The sequence below is a fragment of the Lysinibacillus sp. JNUCC 51 genome (genome assembly GCF_015999525.1).
Lineage (GTDB): Bacteria > Bacillota > Bacilli > Bacillales_A > Planococcaceae > Lysinibacillus > Lysinibacillus xylanilyticus.
In genome coordinates this window covers 1,095,497-1,115,553 of sequence record NZ_CP065545.1, presented here as the reverse complement: position 1 = coordinate 1,115,553, position 20,057 = coordinate 1,095,497, and the positions used below count along the sequence as shown (strand labels likewise).

The 20,057-nt window shown below is 37.8% G+C and carries 16 protein-coding genes and 2 riboswitches; of the genes, 14 read left to right on the top strand and 2 right to left on the bottom strand.

Annotated features, from left to right (window positions below; all coding sequences use genetic code 11):
* Nucleotide 1: 1 nt before the first annotated feature.
* From JNUCC51_RS05765 to JNUCC51_RS05710, 12 genes are all read left to right on the top strand, one after another.
* Nucleotides 2-1,252: a carboxylate--amine ligase gene (locus JNUCC51_RS05765; RefSeq protein WP_337992190.1), complete on the top strand. Its 1,251-nt coding sequence runs from the start codon at nucleotides 2-4 to the stop codon at nucleotides 1,250-1,252.
* Between the two features lie 494 nt (nucleotides 1,253-1,746).
* Nucleotides 1,747-3,291 (top strand): tRNA (N6-isopentenyl adenosine(37)-C2)-methylthiotransferase MiaB, encoded by a 1,545-nt coding sequence (gene miaB / locus JNUCC51_RS05760; RefSeq protein WP_100543856.1) that lies wholly within the window; start codon nucleotides 1,747-1,749, stop codon nucleotides 3,289-3,291.
* Complete coding sequence (locus tag JNUCC51_RS05755) at nucleotides 3,292-3,729, top strand: YlbF/YmcA family competence regulator (protein ID WP_100543855.1); 438 nt, start codon at nucleotides 3,292-3,294, stop codon at nucleotides 3,727-3,729.
* 480 nt (nucleotides 3,730-4,209) lie between these two features.
* Entirely contained in the window at nucleotides 4,210-4,857 is a 648-nt protein-coding gene (gene cotE / locus JNUCC51_RS05750; RefSeq protein WP_337991221.1) for an outer spore coat protein CotE, read from the top strand.
* 120 nt (nucleotides 4,858-4,977) lie between these two features.
* Nucleotides 4,978-7,557 (top strand): DNA mismatch repair protein MutS, encoded by a 2,580-nt coding sequence (gene mutS, locus JNUCC51_RS05745; RefSeq protein WP_337991220.1) that lies wholly within the window; start codon nucleotides 4,978-4,980, stop codon nucleotides 7,555-7,557.
* A 14-nt stretch (nucleotides 7,558-7,571) separates the two neighbouring features.
* Nucleotides 7,572-9,458, top strand: coding sequence for a DNA mismatch repair endonuclease MutL (gene mutL / locus JNUCC51_RS05740; protein ID WP_337991219.1), 1,887 nt, complete (start codon nucleotides 7,572-7,574; stop codon nucleotides 9,456-9,458).
* 171 nt (nucleotides 9,459-9,629) lie between these two features.
* Complete coding sequence (locus JNUCC51_RS05735) at nucleotides 9,630-11,276, top strand: glycerol-3-phosphate dehydrogenase/oxidase (RefSeq protein ID WP_337991218.1); 1,647 nt, start codon at nucleotides 9,630-9,632, stop codon at nucleotides 11,274-11,276.
* 3 nt (nucleotides 11,277-11,279) lie between these two features.
* A complete protein-coding gene (locus JNUCC51_RS05730; protein WP_337991217.1) occupies nucleotides 11,280-12,194 on the top strand; it encodes an alpha/beta fold hydrolase in 915 nt (304 codons plus the stop codon).
* Nucleotides 12,181-13,083 carry a tRNA (adenosine(37)-N6)-dimethylallyltransferase MiaA gene (miaA, locus tag JNUCC51_RS05725; RefSeq protein WP_337991216.1) on the top strand — a complete coding sequence of 301 codons (903 nt, stop codon included), beginning with the start codon at nucleotides 12,181-12,183 and terminating at the stop codon, nucleotides 13,081-13,083. The genes JNUCC51_RS05730 and miaA overlap by 14 nt, the downstream gene beginning before the upstream one ends.
* Before the next feature lie 89 nt (nucleotides 13,084-13,172).
* Nucleotides 13,173-13,403: an RNA chaperone Hfq gene (gene hfq, locus JNUCC51_RS05720; RefSeq protein ID WP_049668557.1), complete on the top strand. Its 231-nt coding sequence runs from the start codon at nucleotides 13,173-13,175 to the stop codon at nucleotides 13,401-13,403.
* Nucleotides 13,404-13,502: 99 nt separating this feature from the next.
* Entirely contained in the window at nucleotides 13,503-13,805 is a 303-nt protein-coding gene (locus tag JNUCC51_RS05715; RefSeq protein ID WP_100545134.1) for a rhodanese-like domain-containing protein, read from the top strand.
* 263 nt (nucleotides 13,806-14,068) lie between these two features.
* Nucleotides 14,069-14,941, top strand: coding sequence for a DMT family transporter (locus tag JNUCC51_RS05710; protein WP_337991215.1), 873 nt, complete (start codon nucleotides 14,069-14,071; stop codon nucleotides 14,939-14,941).
* A gap of 152 nt (nucleotides 14,942-15,093) precedes the next feature.
* On the opposite strand, the gene add is transcribed toward JNUCC51_RS05710, so the two are convergent.
* A complete protein-coding gene (add, locus tag JNUCC51_RS05705; RefSeq protein ID WP_337991214.1) occupies nucleotides 15,094-16,095 on the bottom strand; it encodes an adenosine deaminase in 1,002 nt (333 codons plus the stop codon).
* A gap of 72 nt (nucleotides 16,096-16,167) precedes the next feature.
* A riboswitch (purine riboswitch) is annotated at nucleotides 16,168-16,266 on the bottom strand.
* 650 nt (nucleotides 16,267-16,916) lie between these two features.
* On the opposite strand from add, the gene JNUCC51_RS05700 reads away from it, so the two are divergent.
* Nucleotides 16,917-17,681 carry a YheC/YheD family protein gene (locus JNUCC51_RS05700; RefSeq protein ID WP_337991213.1) on the top strand — a complete coding sequence of 255 codons (765 nt, stop codon included), beginning with the start codon at nucleotides 16,917-16,919 and terminating at the stop codon, nucleotides 17,679-17,681.
* A 211-nt stretch (nucleotides 17,682-17,892) separates the two neighbouring features.
* Nucleotides 17,893-18,068: riboswitch (cobalamin riboswitch) on the top strand.
* Nucleotides 18,069-18,182: 114 nt separating this feature from the next.
* Complete coding sequence (cobT, locus tag JNUCC51_RS05695; protein WP_337991212.1) at nucleotides 18,183-19,238, top strand: nicotinate-nucleotide--dimethylbenzimidazole phosphoribosyltransferase; 1,056 nt, start codon at nucleotides 18,183-18,185, stop codon at nucleotides 19,236-19,238.
* 100 nt (nucleotides 19,239-19,338) lie between these two features.
* Here cobT and JNUCC51_RS05690 read toward each other — a convergent pair whose 3' ends face one another.
* Nucleotides 19,339-19,944, bottom strand: coding sequence for a trimeric intracellular cation channel family protein (locus JNUCC51_RS05690; RefSeq protein ID WP_337991211.1), 606 nt, complete (start codon nucleotides 19,942-19,944; stop codon nucleotides 19,339-19,341).
* Nucleotides 19,945-20,057 lie beyond the last annotated feature (113 nt).

The following is a 20,057-nucleotide window of genomic DNA, read 5'->3' as shown; positions in this document are numbered from 1 at the left end:
AATAACAGAAGATCAAACCTTTTTGCCAGTTATCATACAATCGGGTCACAGTGCATATGGGGTAGCCCGCTCCTTTTACGAAGCATATCGTATTAAAAGCCTTGTATTAGAACCAGCTTTGAAAACAAAAAACATTCGATCGCTCTTATTAGGTGGGGCCCGAGGAATGGCAACTCAAAATAGTCAAATCATCGACTTTCAATCTGTGGACCGTTTAGATGAACCAGCTTATTTTGTACAAGCTTTAATCGACATCGCGATGCAGTTCAAAAATAAGAAATTGATTTTACTTGCAAGTAATTGTTACTACGCAGAGCTTATCATTATCAATAAACAGTCGCTACAACAATATTTTATTTTGCCATATATAGATGAAGATTTAATGGATCGGATTCGAACAAAGGAAGAGTTTTATAAGTGCTGTGAAATATATAATATTAAATACCCAAAAACAGTGGTAGTGACAAAGGAACATCATGCAATAAGTGATGTTCCATTCGATTATCCGATAATTATTAAACCATCGAATGCAGTCGAATATACGAGTTGTTCCTTTCCTGGGAAGAAAAAAGTATTTCTCGTAAAAAATGAAGAAGAGCAGCAACAGATTATAAAAAATATATATAGCTCTACGTATAAAGATTCTTTAATTTTTCAAGAATTTATTCCAGGCGATGATTCGTATATTCGTGTATTAGATGTTTACGTAGGGAAGGATAAGAAGGCTAAATTGATGTGTTTAGGTAATAAGCTTCTTGAAGATCCTTCACCACAAAATATTGGCAATTCTTTGGCGATTATGACTGATTTCGATGAACAGCTAATGGACAAAATACGTTATTTTTTAGAGGACATCGGCTATAATGGATTTGCAAATTTTGACATGAAACTAGATGTTCGCGACGGGGAATATAAAATATTTGAAATGAACTTACGATCTGGAGCTTCTAGCTATTTCGTGACAGCGAGTGGTCATAATTTAATGCAGTATGTCGCTAATGATTATGTATTCAATGTAAATCAAAAGCTAACGTATGTACAAACAAAGCATTTGTGGTCACTTATTCCAAAAAGGATGCTATTTAAAGGTTTAAAAAATGAAAAACTGAAAATAGAAGCCAAGCGATTAATTAAAAAGGGCAAATATTCGAATTCCTTATATTTTAGAGAAGATATGAACGTAAAACGATGGACGATGCTAAAACTATATAATTATTATTTGAATCTCAAATATAAAAAGTACTACAAATAAGGTCAAGGCCAAGTGCAGGCACCTATGATACAGAATCGTATCATAGGTGTCCTATTTTTTTTGGGGGAATTAAGGTAGTTAAGAGTAATTAAAGCTCATCACCAAAAGTTGTAGATGACGTTTGTTAAGACGTATGTTTTGTTTATAAGTTGATTGGAGTGGAGGCTGGGCGACTCCTTGGGGCTCGTCGGACGCCCCAAGGAAGCTTTGCTCTGTGTGAAAGCGAAGCGACAGCAACAAATGTTTTAACTGTGCGAAAGCGAAGCGACAGCAACAAATGTTTTAACTGTGCGAAAGCGAAGCGACAGCAACAACAACAACAAAGGGCCCAGCCGGAACGGAAATCAACAATACGTTTTGGTAATGAGCCGTAATTAAGTCTAAACCACGACATTTAGTACGCAAACCTTGTAGGATGTTGCAATTATTAAGTATAATAGGAAAATGGGAATTCAAATGTATGGAATTCGTTTGAAAGGAGTTACCTGATTGCGATGAATGAAGAACAACGCTTAGCAAATCAACAAGTCAATCAACCAAAAAAAGAAGACAAGCCTGAAAAGGATTATAGTAAATATTTTGAAACGGTCTTTACGGCTCCTTCATTAAAAGATGCTAAAAAACGTGGGAAAGAAGAAGTTAAGTACCATAAGGACTTTAACATTGCAGAAGAATTTGCAGGTATGGGTACGGGGCGTACTTTCTATATTCGTACGTATGGCTGCCAAATGAATGAGCATGATACGGAAGTTATGGCTGGGATTTTTATGCAGCTAGGTTATACGCCTACAGATGTGATTGATGAAGCTGATGTAGTGCTACTGAATACGTGTGCTATCCGTGAAAATGCAGAAAACAAAGTATTTGGAGAACTGGGCTTCCTACTAAAATATAAACGTAAAAATCCAGAAATGCTGATCGGGGTTTGTGGCTGTATGTCACAGGAAGAATCCGTTGTAAATAAAATTTTAAGAAGTTATCCGCATGTCGATATGGTGTTTGGTACACATAATATTCACCGTTTACCGAACATTTTAAAAGAAGCATATATGTCTAAGGAAATGGTCATTGAGGTTTGGTCTAAAGAAGGCGATGTTATTGAGAATCTGCCGAAAAAACGTCTTGGTTCCATCAAAGCTTGGGTAAATATTATGTACGGCTGTGATAAATTCTGTACGTATTGTATCGTACCTTATACGCGTGGTAAGGAGCGTAGTCGCCGTCCAGAGGAAATTATTGCTGAGGTTCGTGAACTAGCGGCTGCGGGCTATAAAGAAATTATGTTATTGGGGCAAAATGTCAACGCTTACGGTAAGGATTTTGAGGATATTGAATATCGACTTGGTGATTTAATGGATGAATTACGAAAAATTGATATTCCACGTATTCGTTTTACAACGAGTCATCCACGAGACTTCGATGATCATTTAATCGAAGTACTTGCACAACGTGGTAACTTAGTTGAACATATTCATTTACCAGTACAATCTGGTTCAAATGATGTGCTAAAAATTATGGCGCGTAAGTATACACGTGAGCATTTCCTTGGTTTAGTAGCGAAAATTAAAGCGGCTATTCCGGAAGTAACACTAACGACTGATATTATCGTAGGCTATCCTAATGAGACAGAGGAACAATTTGAGGAGACATTATCCTTGTACCGTGAAGTAGGCTTTGAAATGGCCTTTACTTATATTTATTCTCCTCGTGAGGGTACACCTGCTGCCAAAATGGTCGATAATGTACCTGAAGAAGTGAAAAAAGAACGTCTTCACCGTTTAAATGAGGTTGTAGGGGAATACTCTCGCAAAGCATTAGAGGGCTTGAAGGGCGAAATAGTAGAAGTCTTAGTCGAAGGTACAAGTAAAAAACGTGATGATGTGTTAGCTGGCTATACTCGTAAAAATCGTCTTGTAAACTTTAAAGCGCCAGCAGATTTAATTGGTCAATTAGTGAAGGTAAAAATAGTTGAGGCTACTTCTTATTCACTAAGTGGTGAGTTCGTAGAAATAGTAAAAAATGAAAAGGTGGAAGCGTAAATGTCACAAGTATTATATACAAAAGATGATTTAATCAAGAAGTCACACGAAATTGCGCATATGATTGCCAATACGCCAGAAGTTGAATTTTTCAAAAAGGCTGAAGCACAAATTAATGAAAATCAATTAGTACGTGAACGTATTGCAAGTCTAAAAAGCCTACAAAAACAAGCTGTTAACTTCCAACACTTAGGAAAAGAAAAAGCGCTTAAATTAATTGAAGATAAAATCGAAAAAATCGAAGAAGAAATCAACGCAATCCCAGTGGTTCAACAATTTAAAGAATCTCAAGGTGATGTAAATGATTTATTGCAATTAGTTTCGAACACAATTGCTAACAATGTTACAAATGAGATTATTCGTTCAACTGGTGGGGATTTACTTTATGGAGAAACTGGCTCGCAAGTAGCAAATACAAGACCAGGCAGCTGCTCATAAAATAATAGAAGTAATAGCTCGAATGACAGCATTCGGGCTATTTTTATGTTTAACTACTTTCAGAGGGTGTTCAAACATTCGTACCTGTCGCTACGCTTTCGGCACAAAAGACATCCACTGAAATCGAGGAACTCGGGCTAAAAACTTCACATCCTGTGAAAACACCTGAGTGACCAACCTCGTGTTGTTGCCGCTGCTGCTTCGCTTTCGAGCAGATGAAACCCTTTTGCTGCCGCTTCGCTTTCGCACAAAAAACATTTGCTGATGTCGCTACGCTTTCGCGCAAAAAACATCTGTTGCTGCCGCTGCGTTAGCACTACGCTTTCGCACAAAAAACATTTGCAGGTCTAAGCGCAAAGCCGATTCCGGACGCAATTATGCCGAGGCATAATTGATTAATCCTCTTCAATATTTGTGGGGAATAGCGTATTTAGACAACATAGGATATAAAAAGTCAGTAAATATATTCTCCAAAAATATATGTTCACCCAATGGGCGCTACCTGCATATGATGGAGTGAAAAGAGTCAAAGGAGGAATTGCGCTGAAACGTTTACGACAAATCGTGACGAGAGCAGTAGTTGCCAAAGGGAAGAAGAGAACGGAAGAACGTGTAACATTAAGTCCATCAAATAAGCCGACGAGTATTCTAGGGTGCTGGGTCATCAATCATACTTGCTCCGCGAAAAAAGTCGGTAAATTTGTAGAAGTATCAGGGAAATTTGATGTTAATGTATGGTATGCCTATAGTAGTCATTCGAAAACAGCGGTGTTTTCTGAAACGGTGCACTATAAAGACAAAGTGAAGCTTTCATTTAGAGAAGGCGACGTGAGTGTTGGTGATGATGTTCGTGTACGTGTCATTCAAGAGCCAAACTGCATAGAGGCAATCATCTCTCCGTGTGGTACGAAGTTTGAAATCGTAGTAGAACGTGAAGTGGTTGTAGAGGTAATGGGAGAAACGACAATTTGCATTAGTGTACATCCACTAGATTTCGAAGAGGAATGGAACTATGAAGAAAGCTCATCTTCATCATCTAGCTCCAGTTCCAGCTCATCGTCTAGCTCTAGTGAAGAAGGCAGGTATGTTTTAGAGTCTTCATCGTTTCCTGATGAAAGAACAAGATAGCACTAAAGATTTTATACATGCGAAGCGCTAGCATCTTAAAAAAAGGTGAATTAAGCGTTTCGCATGTATCTTTTGTTATAATAAAAATATCTATATGGTTAGAGCGAGGGAATTTTTAAAATGACAACATATACACCAATGATGCAACAGTATTTGCAGGTAAAGGAAGATTACAAGGATGCCTTTTTATTTTTTAGATTAGGCGACTTTTACGAGATGTTTTTTGAGGACGCTATTAATGCCTCTCAACTTTTAGAAATTACATTAACGAGCCGAGATGCGGGTGCAAAAGAGCGTATTCCAATGTGTGGCATTCCGCATCATTCGGCAAAAAATTACATTGAAACGCTTGTGCAAAAGGGTTATAAGGTTGCGATTTGTGAGCAAACAGAAGATCCAAAGCAAGCAAAGGGTGTAGTGAAGCGTGAAGTCGTGCAGCTTATTACACCTGGTACGATCATGGAAGGTAAGTCGCTCGAAGGTAAATCCAATCATTTTATTGGTGCTGCGGAGCAATTCGACGATACAACATTTGGCTACGCCTATTTAGATTTATCTACAGGTGAAGCAGTAGTCTCTTCAATTGAGGGCGATGGAAAAGCACTTTTAATGCAAATGCAGGCATACGGTATTCGTGAATTAATTGTAACGGAAAGTTTGCAGCTTCTATTAGCAGAGCATGCAGTAAATGCAGGTATTGTCCTTTCAATTGAAACAGATGAAATGACATTAGAGAAAGCTGCACATTATTTAGAGGCGGTGCCAAATGATTTACGAATTGCTTGCCAACGTTTGCTAGCTTATATCGATAAAACACAAATGCGTTCTTTATCACATATTCAAACATTTACGTACAATGAAATGAAAAATTATTTACGTATTGACTCTAGCTCTAAGCGTAATTTAGAGCTAATTCAATCTATTCGCGGTGGCGATCAAAAGGGCACACTTTTATGGTTGTTAGATGACACTGTGACTGCAATGGGAGGGCGCAAGTTAAAGCAATGGCTACATCAACCCCTTGCTTCACGTGCTGCCATTGAAGAAAGACTAGCAACTGTCACTGATTTATTGGAAGAATATTTTGTAAGAACGGAACTCCAAGCCTCTTTAAAACAAGTATATGATTTAGAGCGTTTAGCTGGACGTGTAGCTTTTGGTAATGTTGGTGGACGAGATTTAGCACAGCTACGTGATTCATTACGTCAAGTACCTGCAATTCAGCAGCAATTACTTAGTACCAATAAAGAAACGATGCAAAAGCTAGGCGCAGCGCTTGATACGTGTGCGGATGTAGAGGCACTATTAGCTCGTGCTATTACAGACAATCCACCAATTACGATTAAAGAGGGTGATGTCATTCGCGATGGCTATAATGAGCGCTTAGATGAACTTCGCTATGCTTCTCGTAATGGGAAGGATTGGATTGCACAGCTCGAGCAAGAGGAACGGGCGAAAACAGGCATTAAAAACTTAAAAATAGGCTACAATCGAATTTTCGGTTACTATATTGAAATTACAAAATCTAATATCCATTTAGCAGATTTAACACGCTATGAACGTAAGCAAACTTTGGCCAATGCCGAGCGTTATATTACTCAGGAGCTTAAAGAAAAAGAAGCGTTAATTTTAAATGCTGAGGAAGAAAGTTTAACGTTAGAGTATAACTTATTTGTGGAAATTCGTGATGAATTAAAGGCGTTTATTCCACGTGTCCAAGCGTTAGCGGCAAGCATTAGTGAGTTAGATGTACTATTAAGCTTTACAAGTGTTTCAGAGAAATACCGTTTTACGAAGCCTGAGTTTCATGGTGGACGTTCACTAGAAATTATTGAAGGGCGTCATCCGGTTGTTGAGAAAATGCTCAATAAACAAATGTATGTACCAAACGATTGTGTACTTGAGGAAAATAACAATATGATGCTTATTACAGGTCCTAATATGTCCGGTAAAAGTACGTATATGCGTCAAGTTGCACTAATTGTTGTTATGGCACAAATGGGCTGTTATGTACCTGCAGAGAAAGCTAGATTACCAATTACAGATCAGATCTTTACACGCATCGGTGCGGCGGATGATTTAGCTGCGGGACAATCAACATTTATGGTGGAGATGTTAGAATCTCAGCACGCGATTACGCATGCTACAAAAAATAGTTTAATGCTGTTTGATGAAATTGGACGTGGGACATCTACTTATGATGGTATGAGTCTTGCTCAATCGATGATGGAATACATCCACGATAAAATTGGGGCAAATACACTGTTTTCAACTCACTATCATGAATTAACGGCACTTGAAAAGGAACTTCCTCGACTGCAAAATGTACACGTATCTGCTACTGAAAAAAATGGCACAGTTGTCTTTTTGCATAAGGTGAAAAAGGGGGCTGCCGATAAATCTTACGGAATTCATGTAGCACAGCTTGCACAATTGCCAGAGGAAATTTTAACAAGAGCACAAGTGCTACTTGAAAACTTCGAGGCTGGAAACGATGCCGGAAACGAAGTAACAGTGGTACAAGAAGTTGTGGAAAAGCCAATGCAAATGTCTCTATTTACGGAGGAAGAACCAATCTCTCCAGCAGAGACAGAGGTGCTTAAAAACCTTGAAAAAGTAAATATTCTGGGCACTTCACCTATGCAAGCAATGAATATTTTATACGAATTACAGCAGCAACTAGTAAACGCAAAAAAGTAAAGGAGTGATGCGCTATGGGAAAAATACAAATTATGGACGAGTGGCTGTCCAATAAAATCGCGGCAGGGGAAGTAGTTGAAAGACCGGCCTCTGTAGTAAAAGAGCTTGTTGAAAATGCCATTGATGCAGGAAGTACGTCCATTGATGTCTTTTTACTAGAAGCGGGCCTCACTTCAATTCAAATAATTGATAATGGTAGTGGTATGGATGAAGAGGATGCATTAATATCATTCTCTCGCCATGCGACAAGTAAAATTCATCAAGAACACGATTTATTTCGGATTCGTACCCTTGGCTTCCGTGGTGAGGCCTTAGCTTCCATTGCATCAGTGTCGAAAATGACACTTATTACATCTAATGGTGAATCAGGTACGTATTTAGAGCTTGAGGGTGGGCATATTGCTACACATAAACCTGGCCCTTTACGTAAGGGAACAGATATTACAGTAGCACAGTTATTTTTCAATACACCCGCTCGATTAAAATATATGAAAACAATACAGACCGAGCTTGGACATACAATTGATCTGATGAACCGTCTTGCACTCGGAAATCCGCAAATTGCGTTTAGATTATTGCATAACGGCCAGCAATTGTTACAAACAAATGGACGAGGAGACGTACAGCAAGTATTAGCTGCCATTTACGGTGTGCATAATGCGAAAAAAATGGTGGCATTCAATGGAGAGTCACATGATTATAAAATTTCTGGCTTCGTAACACTACCAGAGGTGACTCGTGCTTCGAAAAACTATATGTCATTGTTTGTAAATGGTCGCTGGGTGAAGCATTATTTGGTCCAAAAAGCGATTGTAGATGCGTATCATACGTATTTGCCCATTGAACGTTTTCCAATTGTAGCGCTCTATATAGAGGGTGATCCTTATTTAACAGATGTCAATGTTCATCCTGCCAAACATCAAATACGTTTAAGTAAGGAGCCCGAGCTTCTTAAGCTAATTGAGGAAACTATACGAGAGAAAATCCGCAATGTTATTCGAGTACCGCTTATGGAAAAGAAAGAGAAAGTGGTAAAGCCTGCGACGGAGCAGTTAAATATTTGGAAACCTGCACCAAAGCTTAATGTGGATAAAATGAATGCAATTGTAGAAAAACTTTATGATGTGCAAACTGTTCAGGAATCGAACACTTTAGATCCTATAGTGCCACAACCTGAATCCGTTCCTACTGCGGTTGAAGAAAGCTGGCAACCGACACCGGTGATGGAAGTGAATCCTATTAAAGAAGTGAATCTTCCTAATGAAGTGAAGCTAGAGGAACCAGTGGAAATTCTAGAGGATGAATCAGCTAAAGAACCATTTCCTGCGCTTGAAGTAGTAGGGCAAATTCACGGCACGTATATTGTTGCACAAATGGAGGATGGCTTTTATTTAATTGATCAGCACGCTGCTCAGGAACGTATTAAATATGAATTTTTCCGTGAAAAGGTCGGTCAGGTGAACCCAAATGAGCGTCAGGCTTTATTGCTTCCATTGACTTTCCATTATGCTGCTGACGAGGCTCTTATATTACGAGAAAACAGACAAGAGTTAGAAGCTGTTGGCGTATTTTTAGAGGAATTTGGACAGGCTTCATTTGTAGTGAGAGAGCATCCTAGCTGGTTTCCTAAGGGAGAAGAACAAGAAATTATTGAGGATTTAATTGAACAGGTACTGACAACTAAAAAGGCAGACGTCAAAAAATTACGTGAGGCGGCAGCGATTATGATGAGCTGTAAAAAATCGATTAAGGCTAATCATTATTTAACGAAAGAGCAAATGGATATGTTACTGCAAGATTTACGCAATGCCGACAATCCATTTACCTGCCCACATGGACGTCCAGTGCTAATACATTTTACAACGTATGAAGTGGAAAAAATGTTTAAACGGGTAATGTAGTTGTAACGCCTGACAATAATCATGAACAACATGAATAGTCCGTGCTGCATAAAGGAATTTTATAGGTATACAAGAGATTATATGTTTAAAGTTTTTACTAATTATACAGGCTAGCATACGCAGTAGAGGTTACACGTATTTTCAAATTATAGCTAATGGGGGAAAAAAGTTATGTTTTCATTTGAACAACGTCCTAAAATTATGCATTTTTTAGAGCAATATAGCTTTGATGTTTTAGTCATTGGTGGTGGCATTACTGGTGCTGGCATTGCGCTTGATGCAGCATCTAGAGGGTTATCAGTCGCTTTGATTGAAAAGCAGGACTTTTCTGCCGGCACATCAAGCCGTTCAACAAAGCTTATTCATGGTGGACTTCGATATTTAAAACAACTTGATGTAGGTGTCGTAGCTGAGGTTGGGCGTGAGCGTGAAATTGTTTATGACAATGCTGTTCACGTGACAACTCCTGAAAAGATGCTATTGCCATTATATAAGAAGGGCTCACTTGGACCATTTACAACATCAATGGCACTGAAGGTATATGATCGATTAGCAGGTGTTAAAAAGCATGAACGTAGAACAATGTTAAACGCTCAGGAAACGGCAGCACTAGAGCCTTTACTCAATCGAGATGAGCTTATTGGTGGTGGCTATTACGTTGAATATCGTACGGATGATGCCCGTCTGACAATTGAAGTGCTGAAAAAAGCTGTGGAATATGGGGCACTTTGTCTAAATTATGCGGAGATGACAGAGTTTTTATATGAGAAGAAAAAGCTTGTTGGAGTACAAGTGAAGGATCATGTTACAGGGAAAACGATACAAGTGCATGCTGCGCAAATCGTCAATGCTACTGGACCTTGGGTAGATGAGGTCCGCAAAAAAGATAAAGTAGTAGACAAAAAGCAGTTACGTCTCACAAAAGGGGTCCATATTGTCCTTGATCAAAAGGATTTTCCATTACGCCAAGCAGTGTACTTTGATATAGCGGATGGGCGTATGGCCTTTGCTATTCCACGTGATGGTAAAGCCTATATAGGGACAACAGATACAGTTTACGAGGGAGACCCTGTACATCCTGTCGCTACCCAAGAGGACGTTGATTATTTAATTGCTGCTGCAAAGACTGTCTTTCCAACTGCAAATATTTCAAGAGATACGATTGAATCGTCGTGGGCAGGTGTGCGTCCACTTATTTTTGAAAAAGGGAAGGATCCATCCGAAATTTCACGCAAAGATGAGATATGGACGGCTCCAAGTGGACTAATGACGATTGCGGGTGGCAAACTAACTGGCTACCGTCAAATGGCAGAAACAATCGTTGATAAAATTGTGAAAACCCATAAATATAAGCACGCAAGTCCATGTGTAACACGTGAGTTATCACTTTCTGGTGCAAAAGGCATCAATGCCATCAATTTCACTGATTATAGTACTTATAAAGCTAAAGAGGGCGTTCAGTATGGTCTAAATTATGATGAAGCAAAACAGCTTGTACAAAAGTATGGCACGAATGTCGATGCATTATATAACCAGGTGAAATATTTGCATGAACATGGAAGCACGATGCCTCTAGCCCTACATGCAATGTTACTTTATGGCATAGAAGCGGAAATGGTGTACACACCAAGTGATTTCTTTATCCGTCGAACAGGCTTACTATACTTTGATATTGATGCGGTAAAACGTTATAAACAGCAGGTCATTCAAGTTATGCAACAACATTTTAACTATACAGAGTCACAAAGAAATACTTATGTAGCTCAACTAGAGCAAGCAATTTTAGATGCAACAAATTTTGCTGTGGAAGAGGTGTAGGCAATGCGTTATATTGAAATGACAGATGGCCATTTTCTGTTTACTCGAACATTAAAGCCATCGAAGCCATGTATTGGTCATATTCATATTCTGCATGGTATGGCGGAGCATAGTGGACGTTATGTGAAATTTGCCAATAGCTTAAATGAAGCTGGCTATGCAGTAACAATGCATGATCATCGTGGGCATGGAGAAACAGCAGCCTATAATGGCACACTAGGTTTTTTTGCTGAAGAAAATGGGTTTGATCGTGTCGTAAAAGATGCACATGAAGTAGTAACATTATTGCATGAACAATTTGCAGATGTACCTTTGATATTATTTGGTCATAGTATGGGATCGTTCATTACTAGAAGATATATTCAATTGTACAGTGATCAAGTGGATAATGTGATTCTTTGTGGAACAGGAAACGTTACAGCATTGCATACGATGGGGAATTTAGTAGCAAAAGTATTGGCCAAACAGCTTGGTAAAGAGACGGAGAGCAAGTTGTTAAATAAGCTGAGCTTTGGTAGCTTTAATAAACAGTTCCCAAATTCGAAGACTCCTTATGATTGGATATGTTCAGTAGAGGATGAGGTGGAAAAATATATAGATGATCCATATTGCGGCTTTATCCCTACTAATCAATTTTTTGTGGATTTAACAACAGGTTTTATGTCGTTAAATCGTAAAAAAGAGATTGCAAAAACAAAAAAAGACTTACCTATATTATTGATAAGTGGTAGTAAGGATCCAGTAGGAGAACAAGGCCAAGGTGTATACGCTGTAGCTGAACAATTGGCAGAAGCGGGCATACAGGATGTGACGGTTTACTTATTTGAGGATAAGCGCCATGAAATCCTAAACGAGGACAATCAAAAGGCAGTCTATCAAGTTTTATTACGGTGGTTAGAAAAATATGATACAAGATAAAATACAGCAGGCAGAGGTCGTAGCAATCGTAGGGCCTACTGCTTCTGGAAAAACGGCATTAAGCATTGAGTTAGCAAAAAAATATAATGGCGAAATCATCAACGGTGACTCCATGCAAATCTATCGAGGCTTAGATATTGGTACAGCGAAAATTACTGAGGAAGAGATGGAGGGTGTACCCCATCATTTACTAAGCTTCAAAGAGCCGACAGAGTCCTTTTCAGTAGCAGATTATCAAAAATTAGTGCGAGCTAAAATTGCAGAAATTCAAGCGCACGGTAAGCTACCGATTATTGTAGGGGGCTCAGGTTTATATGTGCAGGCAGTACTCTATGATTTTCAATTTACAGAGGAGCAGGTAGATGAAGCTGCACGAAAAGCCTATTATGCAGAGCTGGAGAAATTAGGTCCAGAGGCGATGCATGCTAAGCTAAAAAAACTTGATCCACAAACAGCAGAGACGATTCATCCAAATAATACTCGCCGTGTTATACGTGCGCTAGAGATGATTGAGCTTAGTGGCGTTTCAAAGGCATCCGAAGCACAAAATCGTGGAGAAGTTCCACTTTACAATCATGTGATTTTAGGACTTGGGCAAAATATGTCACGTGAAAAGCTCTATGATAGAATTAACCTTCGAGTTAATATAATGATGGAAAAAGGGCTTTTAGAAGAAGTAAAAGGCTTATGGCAGCAAAATATACGAGGTGTGCAGTCAATCCAAGCAATCGGCTACAAGGAATTATATGAATACCTAGATGGAAAATGTTCTTTAGAAGAAGCCATTGAAAGTTTAAAGCAAAATTCTCGCCGCTATGCGAAAAGACAACTAACATACTTCCGAAACAAAATGGATGTATATTTTGTTAATAATGACGAAATACTTTAATTAATTTCTAAAAATTACTAATTGCCAAATTGGTAGAACATGCTACTATAGGAATGAAGAGGTAGAAAGAAGTATAAGGAGGCATTTTGATGAAATCAATTAACTTGCAAGATACATTCTTAAACCATCTACGTAAAAACAATGTTTTTGTAACTGTGTTTTTATTAAATGGTTTTCAGTTAAAAGGAACTGTGAAATCTTATGATAATTTTACAGTATTATTACTAGATGCTGAAAGCAAGCAACACCTTATTTACAAACATGCTATTTCTACATTTGTTCCAGCAAAGCAAGTAGATTTTTTAGAGACAGAAGAATAGAAACATTATAGTAAAACAGTTAGTGTTCATGACACTAGCTGTTTTTTTGCCTACAGGCTATAATGTAAGAGGAAATCGACATATTGGAGGACTACACATATGAAAATTATGGATACAACAGAAATATTAGAACTATTAGATGCTAACGAAGACCTATACATCATTGATGTTCGTGAAGATGATGAGGTAGCACAAGGCATGATCCCTGGTGCTCAGCACATTGCTCTTGGAACAATCCCTGAACGCTTAGGCGAATTAGATGCTTCAAAGCCATACATTATCGTTTGCAAAGCAGGCGGTCGTTCAGCAAATGCATGTGCATACCTAGAAGCTCAAGGTTTTGACGTAACAAACCTTGAAGGCGGCATGCTTGCTTATGATGGAGAGTTAGAATTTAAATAATGGTCGATTAAAACCCTCATTTAGGCGAGGGTTTTTCTTATACAATCGAGTTGATAAAAGATTGAAGCAATCGTAATTAATTTGGTAGTATATGTTACAATTACAACATACAAGGAGGGATTAGTATGTATCGAACAATAGCACCCCCAACAATGTCTTTACAGTAGAATCTACTGTTTGGGCATTCAATAAAGGCTTGCTAATTCTCAATAGATTCTACTGTATATCGAAGACTATATACATGTAGAAAGTAGGAATTAGAAATGAGCGGAAAGCTATCTTTTATTTTATCAATGATTATTTTTGGAGCTGTCGGTGTTTTTGCAAAATATATTAAGTTGCCTTCAAGTGAAATAGCCTTTTGGATGAGTCTTGTTGGCTCTTGTTTTTTACTTTTGATTTTCCTTGCTAAAAAAGAAAGGTTTACGAAAACTACTATTTTGCAAAATAAATGGCCATTAATACTTTCGAGTTTTGCCTTATGTGGTAATTGGATTTTCCTTTTCCAAGCGTACAAGGAAACAACCATCGCAAATGCAGCTCTAAGCTACTATTTTGCTCCAGTACTAGTGATTTGTCTGTCACCTATAGTTTTGAAAGAGAAAATATTATTAAGAAAAATTTTTTATGTTTGTGTTGCTCTTGTAGGACTGTATTTTATCGTTCAAAGTCAAACTACCGAAACGAGCGAACATTATATCGGTATTGTCTATGGGCTTATTGCAGCTTGCTTCTATACAATAATTACATTCACCAATAAGTATATTCGTGGATTAAAAGAGCCTGATAATACGATTATTCAACTTGCTTTAGCAGCGTTAATCCTTGCTCTTTACCTTTTGGGGACTAACGGGTTCCAAGTAATGCAAATCGATATTAAATCAATTAGTTTACTTATAGCATTGGGCATTGTACATGCTGGAATCGGCTTCTATCTGTTCTTTTTGGGAATGCGTCATCTAAAAGGGCAAAGTATAGCTATTTTAAGCTATATTGATCCACTGACATCATTAGTGATTTCGGTGATGGTTATAGGTGAAAAAATGGCGACCCTACAAATACTAGGCGCTATCCTTTTACTCGGTGCAACATTTCTGAGTGAAATAGATAAAACAAAGTTGATATCACAGCAATAAACGGAACAGAAAGCTCCCGAAAGCCTTTTTGGCATTAGGGAGCTTTTAGTAAAGGGGAATAGAATTAGTTTTATCCTCTAAAGTCCGTGTTAATATTTCATACTCTTTTAGAAAATTTTTGTAAATATATTCCGCATAATTTGTTGCAAAGTCTATTCTTCTTTAAATTGTGCCAAGCACCATTCTTTAGTTTCTTGGTCGGCAAAGGATGCTTCTACACTATTTAAATAAATTTGTCGATAATCTTCTTCGCTTAGATTAAATTCATTGTTAACTAAATGGATTTCATTTGCCATTGTAGTATTTGATACGGTTCTGTTATCCGTATTAAATGTCACTTTTATTCCATCTTTATGAAATTTATAAATCGGATGTTCAGAATAATGATTAACAGCTTTCGTTTGGACATTACTTGTTGGACACATTTCAAGCACAACCTGTCTTTCTTTAACTATCTTATAAGCCTCGGCACAATCTTTAATAAATACTCCGTGTCCTATTCTTTCAGCACCCAAAAGTTCAACAGCCTCTAGAACGTTTTTACCAATCCCTGTTTCACCAGCATGAATAGTGACTCTGTAGCCATATTCTTTGGCTAATGCGATTGGATCTACGAATTTTTCACAAAAGCCTTCTTCTTCGGATGCACATAGGTCAATTGCCACTACACCTTTTCCAAGGAACTTTTTACCTTTTTCAACCACCTCGAATGCACTTTCTACAGACATCGTCCTCATGCAGGACAGGATTATATTTCCCTTTATTTCGTAACAGCTTTCAGCGTCTCTCATCCCATCTATAACAGCTTGAATAACTTCTTCAACGCCAAGACCTTGTAATGTGTGAAGTAACGGGGCAAATCTGACCTCTAAATATTTCACATTTTCCATTGTTGCATTCTCAAATAGCTCAAAAGTAATTCTTCTTAAGTTCTCCTTAGACTGCATTACTATATTAGGAAGAAAAAATCTTTTTAAATATTCATCAAGGGATTCGCATTCTAACGGAGCAATTAGCTCCTTTTGTAGTTCATCCTTATCAAAAGTGGGTAACTGAATGCCTTCCTTCAGTGCAATATCGATAATAGTTTCAGCCCTAAGGCTTCCATCCAAATGACAGTGTAGTTCAATTTTTGGCAATGTTAAAAAGTTCATTTTTGACCTCCTGAAATAAATTATTAGATTTAAAATACAAAAAAATTCCTGATCACAAAGAAAATACAAGTTTTGTACTTGTACTTTCTTCGTAATCAGGAATTTCGGTTCCTGGTAGAGACCCCCAAACCATATTATTGGGGTTATACGGAAATATTATTGAATTCATTTATGATTTTTAATAGGATAATAAAAAAATTTCGGATTGTCAACATGGTCCCTACCTTTATCAACAAAACTGCTTCGTTCGTTTAAGTACATTTCTTCAAATAGTTATTTGTTGTTATTAAGAGGAAAAGGTCCTTTTGAGTTTATATTTTGGAGTACCGAATGTCAACATTCATTATTATCCCTTACACCTAATGATCCTTATATCGATAGACCACTCGCCCAAATCCCTTTAAAACCGACTTCCTCTACAACTTTTGCGGAAAGAACGTTATGGATTTCATTAAAAATTCAAGTCTGTCTGAATATATTTTTTAAAAAAAATTCGTCCTTTTTTCAATATCTCCCATCTCCATACTCGACATGTCTATATAACTAAAAGTAATGATTAGTGGGGCAAATATATTAGAAACTAATGATTTTGAAATCAATAAAATGGATGTATTGAGAACAATCATAATAATACTTTTCTAGTGTAGTAGATTTATTATGACTCTAACAGAAAAATAGGAGATATTAGTCACGTTACCAAGTCTCACCCACCCACGCAAGATAAATCTATCTACATACAATAAAGTAACCTCCATAAGTGGAGAGGACTACACTATCAATACAAAAGAAATAAAAATATCTAATTAAATGAGGTGAGTTTATTGAAAAACGGACTTGGAAAATGGGAACAATTCTTACTTTTAAAACAAAATCCTTTAACAACTAACTGCATGCCAGAATCAAAACTTTACAGTCTAGAAAACCTAATCTATTTATTAAATAAGTATGAGTATATTTATGTGAAACATAATAGCACTGGACAAGGAAGAGCAATGTATAAAGTCTACAAAAGAAAAGATGGACACTATTGTTTTAACGGATTTACCATGCAAGGTGAAGAAATAAGTAAATGTGTAGCAGCAATTGAGGATTTCCACCAAGTTCTACATCCATATGAGAAACACGGTAGATTAAGCGGAATTTATATTATACAGGAGGGGGTCAAAAGTCTAACCCCTGATGGGGATTCAATATCCATTCGTGTTCATGTTCAAAATCTAAAGGGAAAATGGGTAATTGGAGGAATTTACGGAAGGCTTGCAACTGAGGATCATGGGATTGTCAATTCAAATCGGGGTTCTCAAGCAATATCGATTGAAGAATTATTATCAGGTTATTTGATGATGGATAATACAAAGAAAGATCAAACAATAGACACTCTAAAAGAAGAATCAATTTTAGCATCTGAAGTAATATCATCCCACTTTCCTAATAGAGAATATGGCATTGATTTTGGAATAAATCTTGAAGGAAAACCTATATTATTTGAAGTAAATACAACGCCAAGCATACGTAGTTTTGCCAAAGTTGATAGAGCGATCTGGAAGAATATTGTTGAGATTAGGAAAATGCAAAATGAAGGTTAAGTTTGAAATGTAGTTATTTTTCATGTTAGTCAATTGCAAGCCCTCAGGAACCTGAATATGCGTACATTAGTTTATTTGGTTATTCGAAGTGTTAAAAGATTCTTTTGATTCACTCTTTTGGAGCAAATGCCAGCGAAGGAAAATTCCTGGAGCATTTTTCCGTTTAATCTAATATATTGACACAAAAATCACTTTGTCGTAGATTTAAAGTAATTGCATAAAAGCATTAGGTGCCCACTGCGGGAGAATAGGGAATAAAGTGAAAAGCTTTAGCGGTCCCACCACTGTAAAAGAGAGTTTCATAGAGAATGCCACTAGCATAGTCTGGGAAGGTTCTATGAAATGTTGAAATTGAGCCAGGAGACCTGCCTAACTGCTTCGGTTATATAGACGATGGAAAAGTCTGTAGTTTATTTGTTATGGAATAAACTACAGGCTTTTTATTTTTTTCTCTAAATCATTCTTCGAGTAACAAGGGCAAAAAAGAAAGGGGAAATTTTCATGCAATTATTACAACAGACGATTCAAAACATTCAAAGTGCTGACCACAAAATGATGGAGCAGGCAAGAGAACGCATAGATGCACTTTGCAAGCCTCCTGGAAGCTTGGGAAGACTAGAGACCCTTGCTGTACAACTATCAGGGATTACAGGAGAACTATTTCCTGAGATTGATAAAAAAGCGATTATTGTCTGTGCCGCAGATCATGGTGTTTGTGATGAAGGGGTGACATCTAATCCACAAAATGTGACGGTCTTTCAAACATTAAATTTTCCAAGAGGAGGGACTGGTGTTTGTGCTGTAGCGAAAATAACAAATGCAAAAATTGTCACGGTAGACGTTGGCGTAAAAGAGGATATTCCGCATGATGCTGGGGTCATCATAAAAAAGATTAAATATGGAACGGACAATATGGCGAAAGGTCCTGCTATGACACGGGAAGAAGCCATTCAATCCATTGAAGTAGGAATTGAAGTAGCTACGGAAGAAATAAACAAGGGGATAAATGTACTCGGGACGGGTGAAATGGGCATTGGAAATACAACACCGAGTGCTGCAATATTATCGGTTCTTCGCGAATGTCATCCCAATGAAGTGACAGGCTTCGGTGCAGGTGTTGGGCCAGGGGGGATAGCACATAAAGTAGAAGTCATTCACAATGCTATTACATTAAACAAACCAAATCGTCATGATGCTATTGATATTCTTGCAAAAGTTGGTGGATTAGAAATAGGCGCTATGGCTGGAGTGATACTTGCCGCAGCTGCGCATCGCAAGCCTGTTGTTATTGATGGCTTTATTTCTACCATTGCTGCTCTTATTGCATACGAACTTGAACCAAACGTAAAAGACTATATAGTTCCTTCACATGCCTCTGAAGAACCAGGTGCAAAAATTGCCGCTGAAATGCTCGGAATTGAACCGATGCTGCAAATGAATATGCGATTAGGTGAAGGCTCAGGTGCAGCATTAGCCTTTCCTATTTTAGATGCAGCATGCTCTATGATGAAAAACATGGCTACATTAGAGGAATCTATGTTGCTGTTGAAAAAGTAACTTTAGTCGCTGCCGTGGATGCACGGTGTTTGTGATAAACAAGAAATTAAATAACAAGCCCAAATATCAGATTTGGGCTTGTTATTATGTAGCAGTATAGCTATGCTCGATTCAACTTCCGTAACGGTAAACGCCATTTCTTCATATATGAAAGTATTCTTAGTACTGTGATCACACCAAATAATACATATAAAAAGATATCCCCTGAGAATTGTTGAAGTCCGATAATAAGCCCGGCTAATGCTGCCCAAACGCCATAGACTTCATCACGAAGAACTAACGGTTGTCGTCTAGCTAACAAATCGCGAACAATTCCACCACCTGACCCTGTTAAGACAGCAGCTACAATAACGGCACTAATAGGCATGTCGAGCTTCACAGCATAGAGAGCACCTTGAATCGCAAATGCCGATAATCCAATAGCATCGGTGAAATTGCCCCAGCGATGCCGGTGCTGAATGAGTCGATGTGGAAATAAGAAAAAAATTGTAATGGCTGCAATGGCGATTTGGAACATCATGTCCTGACCCCACAGTGTTGTTACAGGTAAACCTATGAGTAGATTCCGTATAGCTCCACCACCAAAAGCAGTTACGATACCGAGTATATATACACCGAATAAATCGTATTCTTCCTCCATCGCAATTATTGCCCCGGAAATAGCGAAGGCAATTGTTCCAATGATGCTAAAAAACTCCCAAGCCAACCTTTTCACCCCTTATCTGAATAAATCATTTCTTGTTGTAGATTACATATTAGAAAGCATCGACTTGCGATTTAGAATTATCAGATATCAAATATCTTATTATAGCAGAATTA

Coding starts and splice junctions, on each gene's coding strand:
- miaA (WP_337991216.1), top strand. CDS start 12,181: ATGATACAAGATAAAATACAGCAGGCAGAGGTCGTAGCAATCGTAGGG.
- cobT (WP_337991212.1), top strand. CDS start 18,183: ATGCAATTATTACAACAGACGATTCAAAACATTCAAAGTGCTGACCAC.
- JNUCC51_RS05735 (WP_337991218.1), top strand. CDS start 9,630: ATGTTTTCATTTGAACAACGTCCTAAAATTATGCATTTTTTAGAGCAA.
- mutL (WP_337991219.1), top strand. CDS start 7,572: ATGGGAAAAATACAAATTATGGACGAGTGGCTGTCCAATAAAATCGCG.
- miaB (WP_100543856.1), top strand. CDS start 1,747: ATGAATGAAGAACAACGCTTAGCAAATCAACAAGTCAATCAACCAAAA.
- add (WP_337991214.1), bottom strand. CDS start 16,095: ATGAACTTTTTAACATTGCCAAAAATTGAACTACACTGTCATTTGGAT.
- mutS (WP_337991220.1), top strand. CDS start 4,978: ATGACAACATATACACCAATGATGCAACAGTATTTGCAGGTAAAGGAA.
- hfq (WP_049668557.1), top strand. CDS start 13,173: ATGAAATCAATTAACTTGCAAGATACATTCTTAAACCATCTACGTAAA.
- JNUCC51_RS05730 (WP_337991217.1), top strand. CDS start 11,280: ATGCGTTATATTGAAATGACAGATGGCCATTTTCTGTTTACTCGAACA.
- JNUCC51_RS05755 (WP_100543855.1), top strand. CDS start 3,292: ATGTCACAAGTATTATATACAAAAGATGATTTAATCAAGAAGTCACAC.
- JNUCC51_RS05710 (WP_337991215.1), top strand. CDS start 14,069: ATGAGCGGAAAGCTATCTTTTATTTTATCAATGATTATTTTTGGAGCT.
- JNUCC51_RS05715 (WP_100545134.1), top strand. CDS start 13,503: ATGAAAATTATGGATACAACAGAAATATTAGAACTATTAGATGCTAAC.
- cotE (WP_337991221.1), top strand. CDS start 4,210: ATGTTCACCCAATGGGCGCTACCTGCATATGATGGAGTGAAAAGAGTC.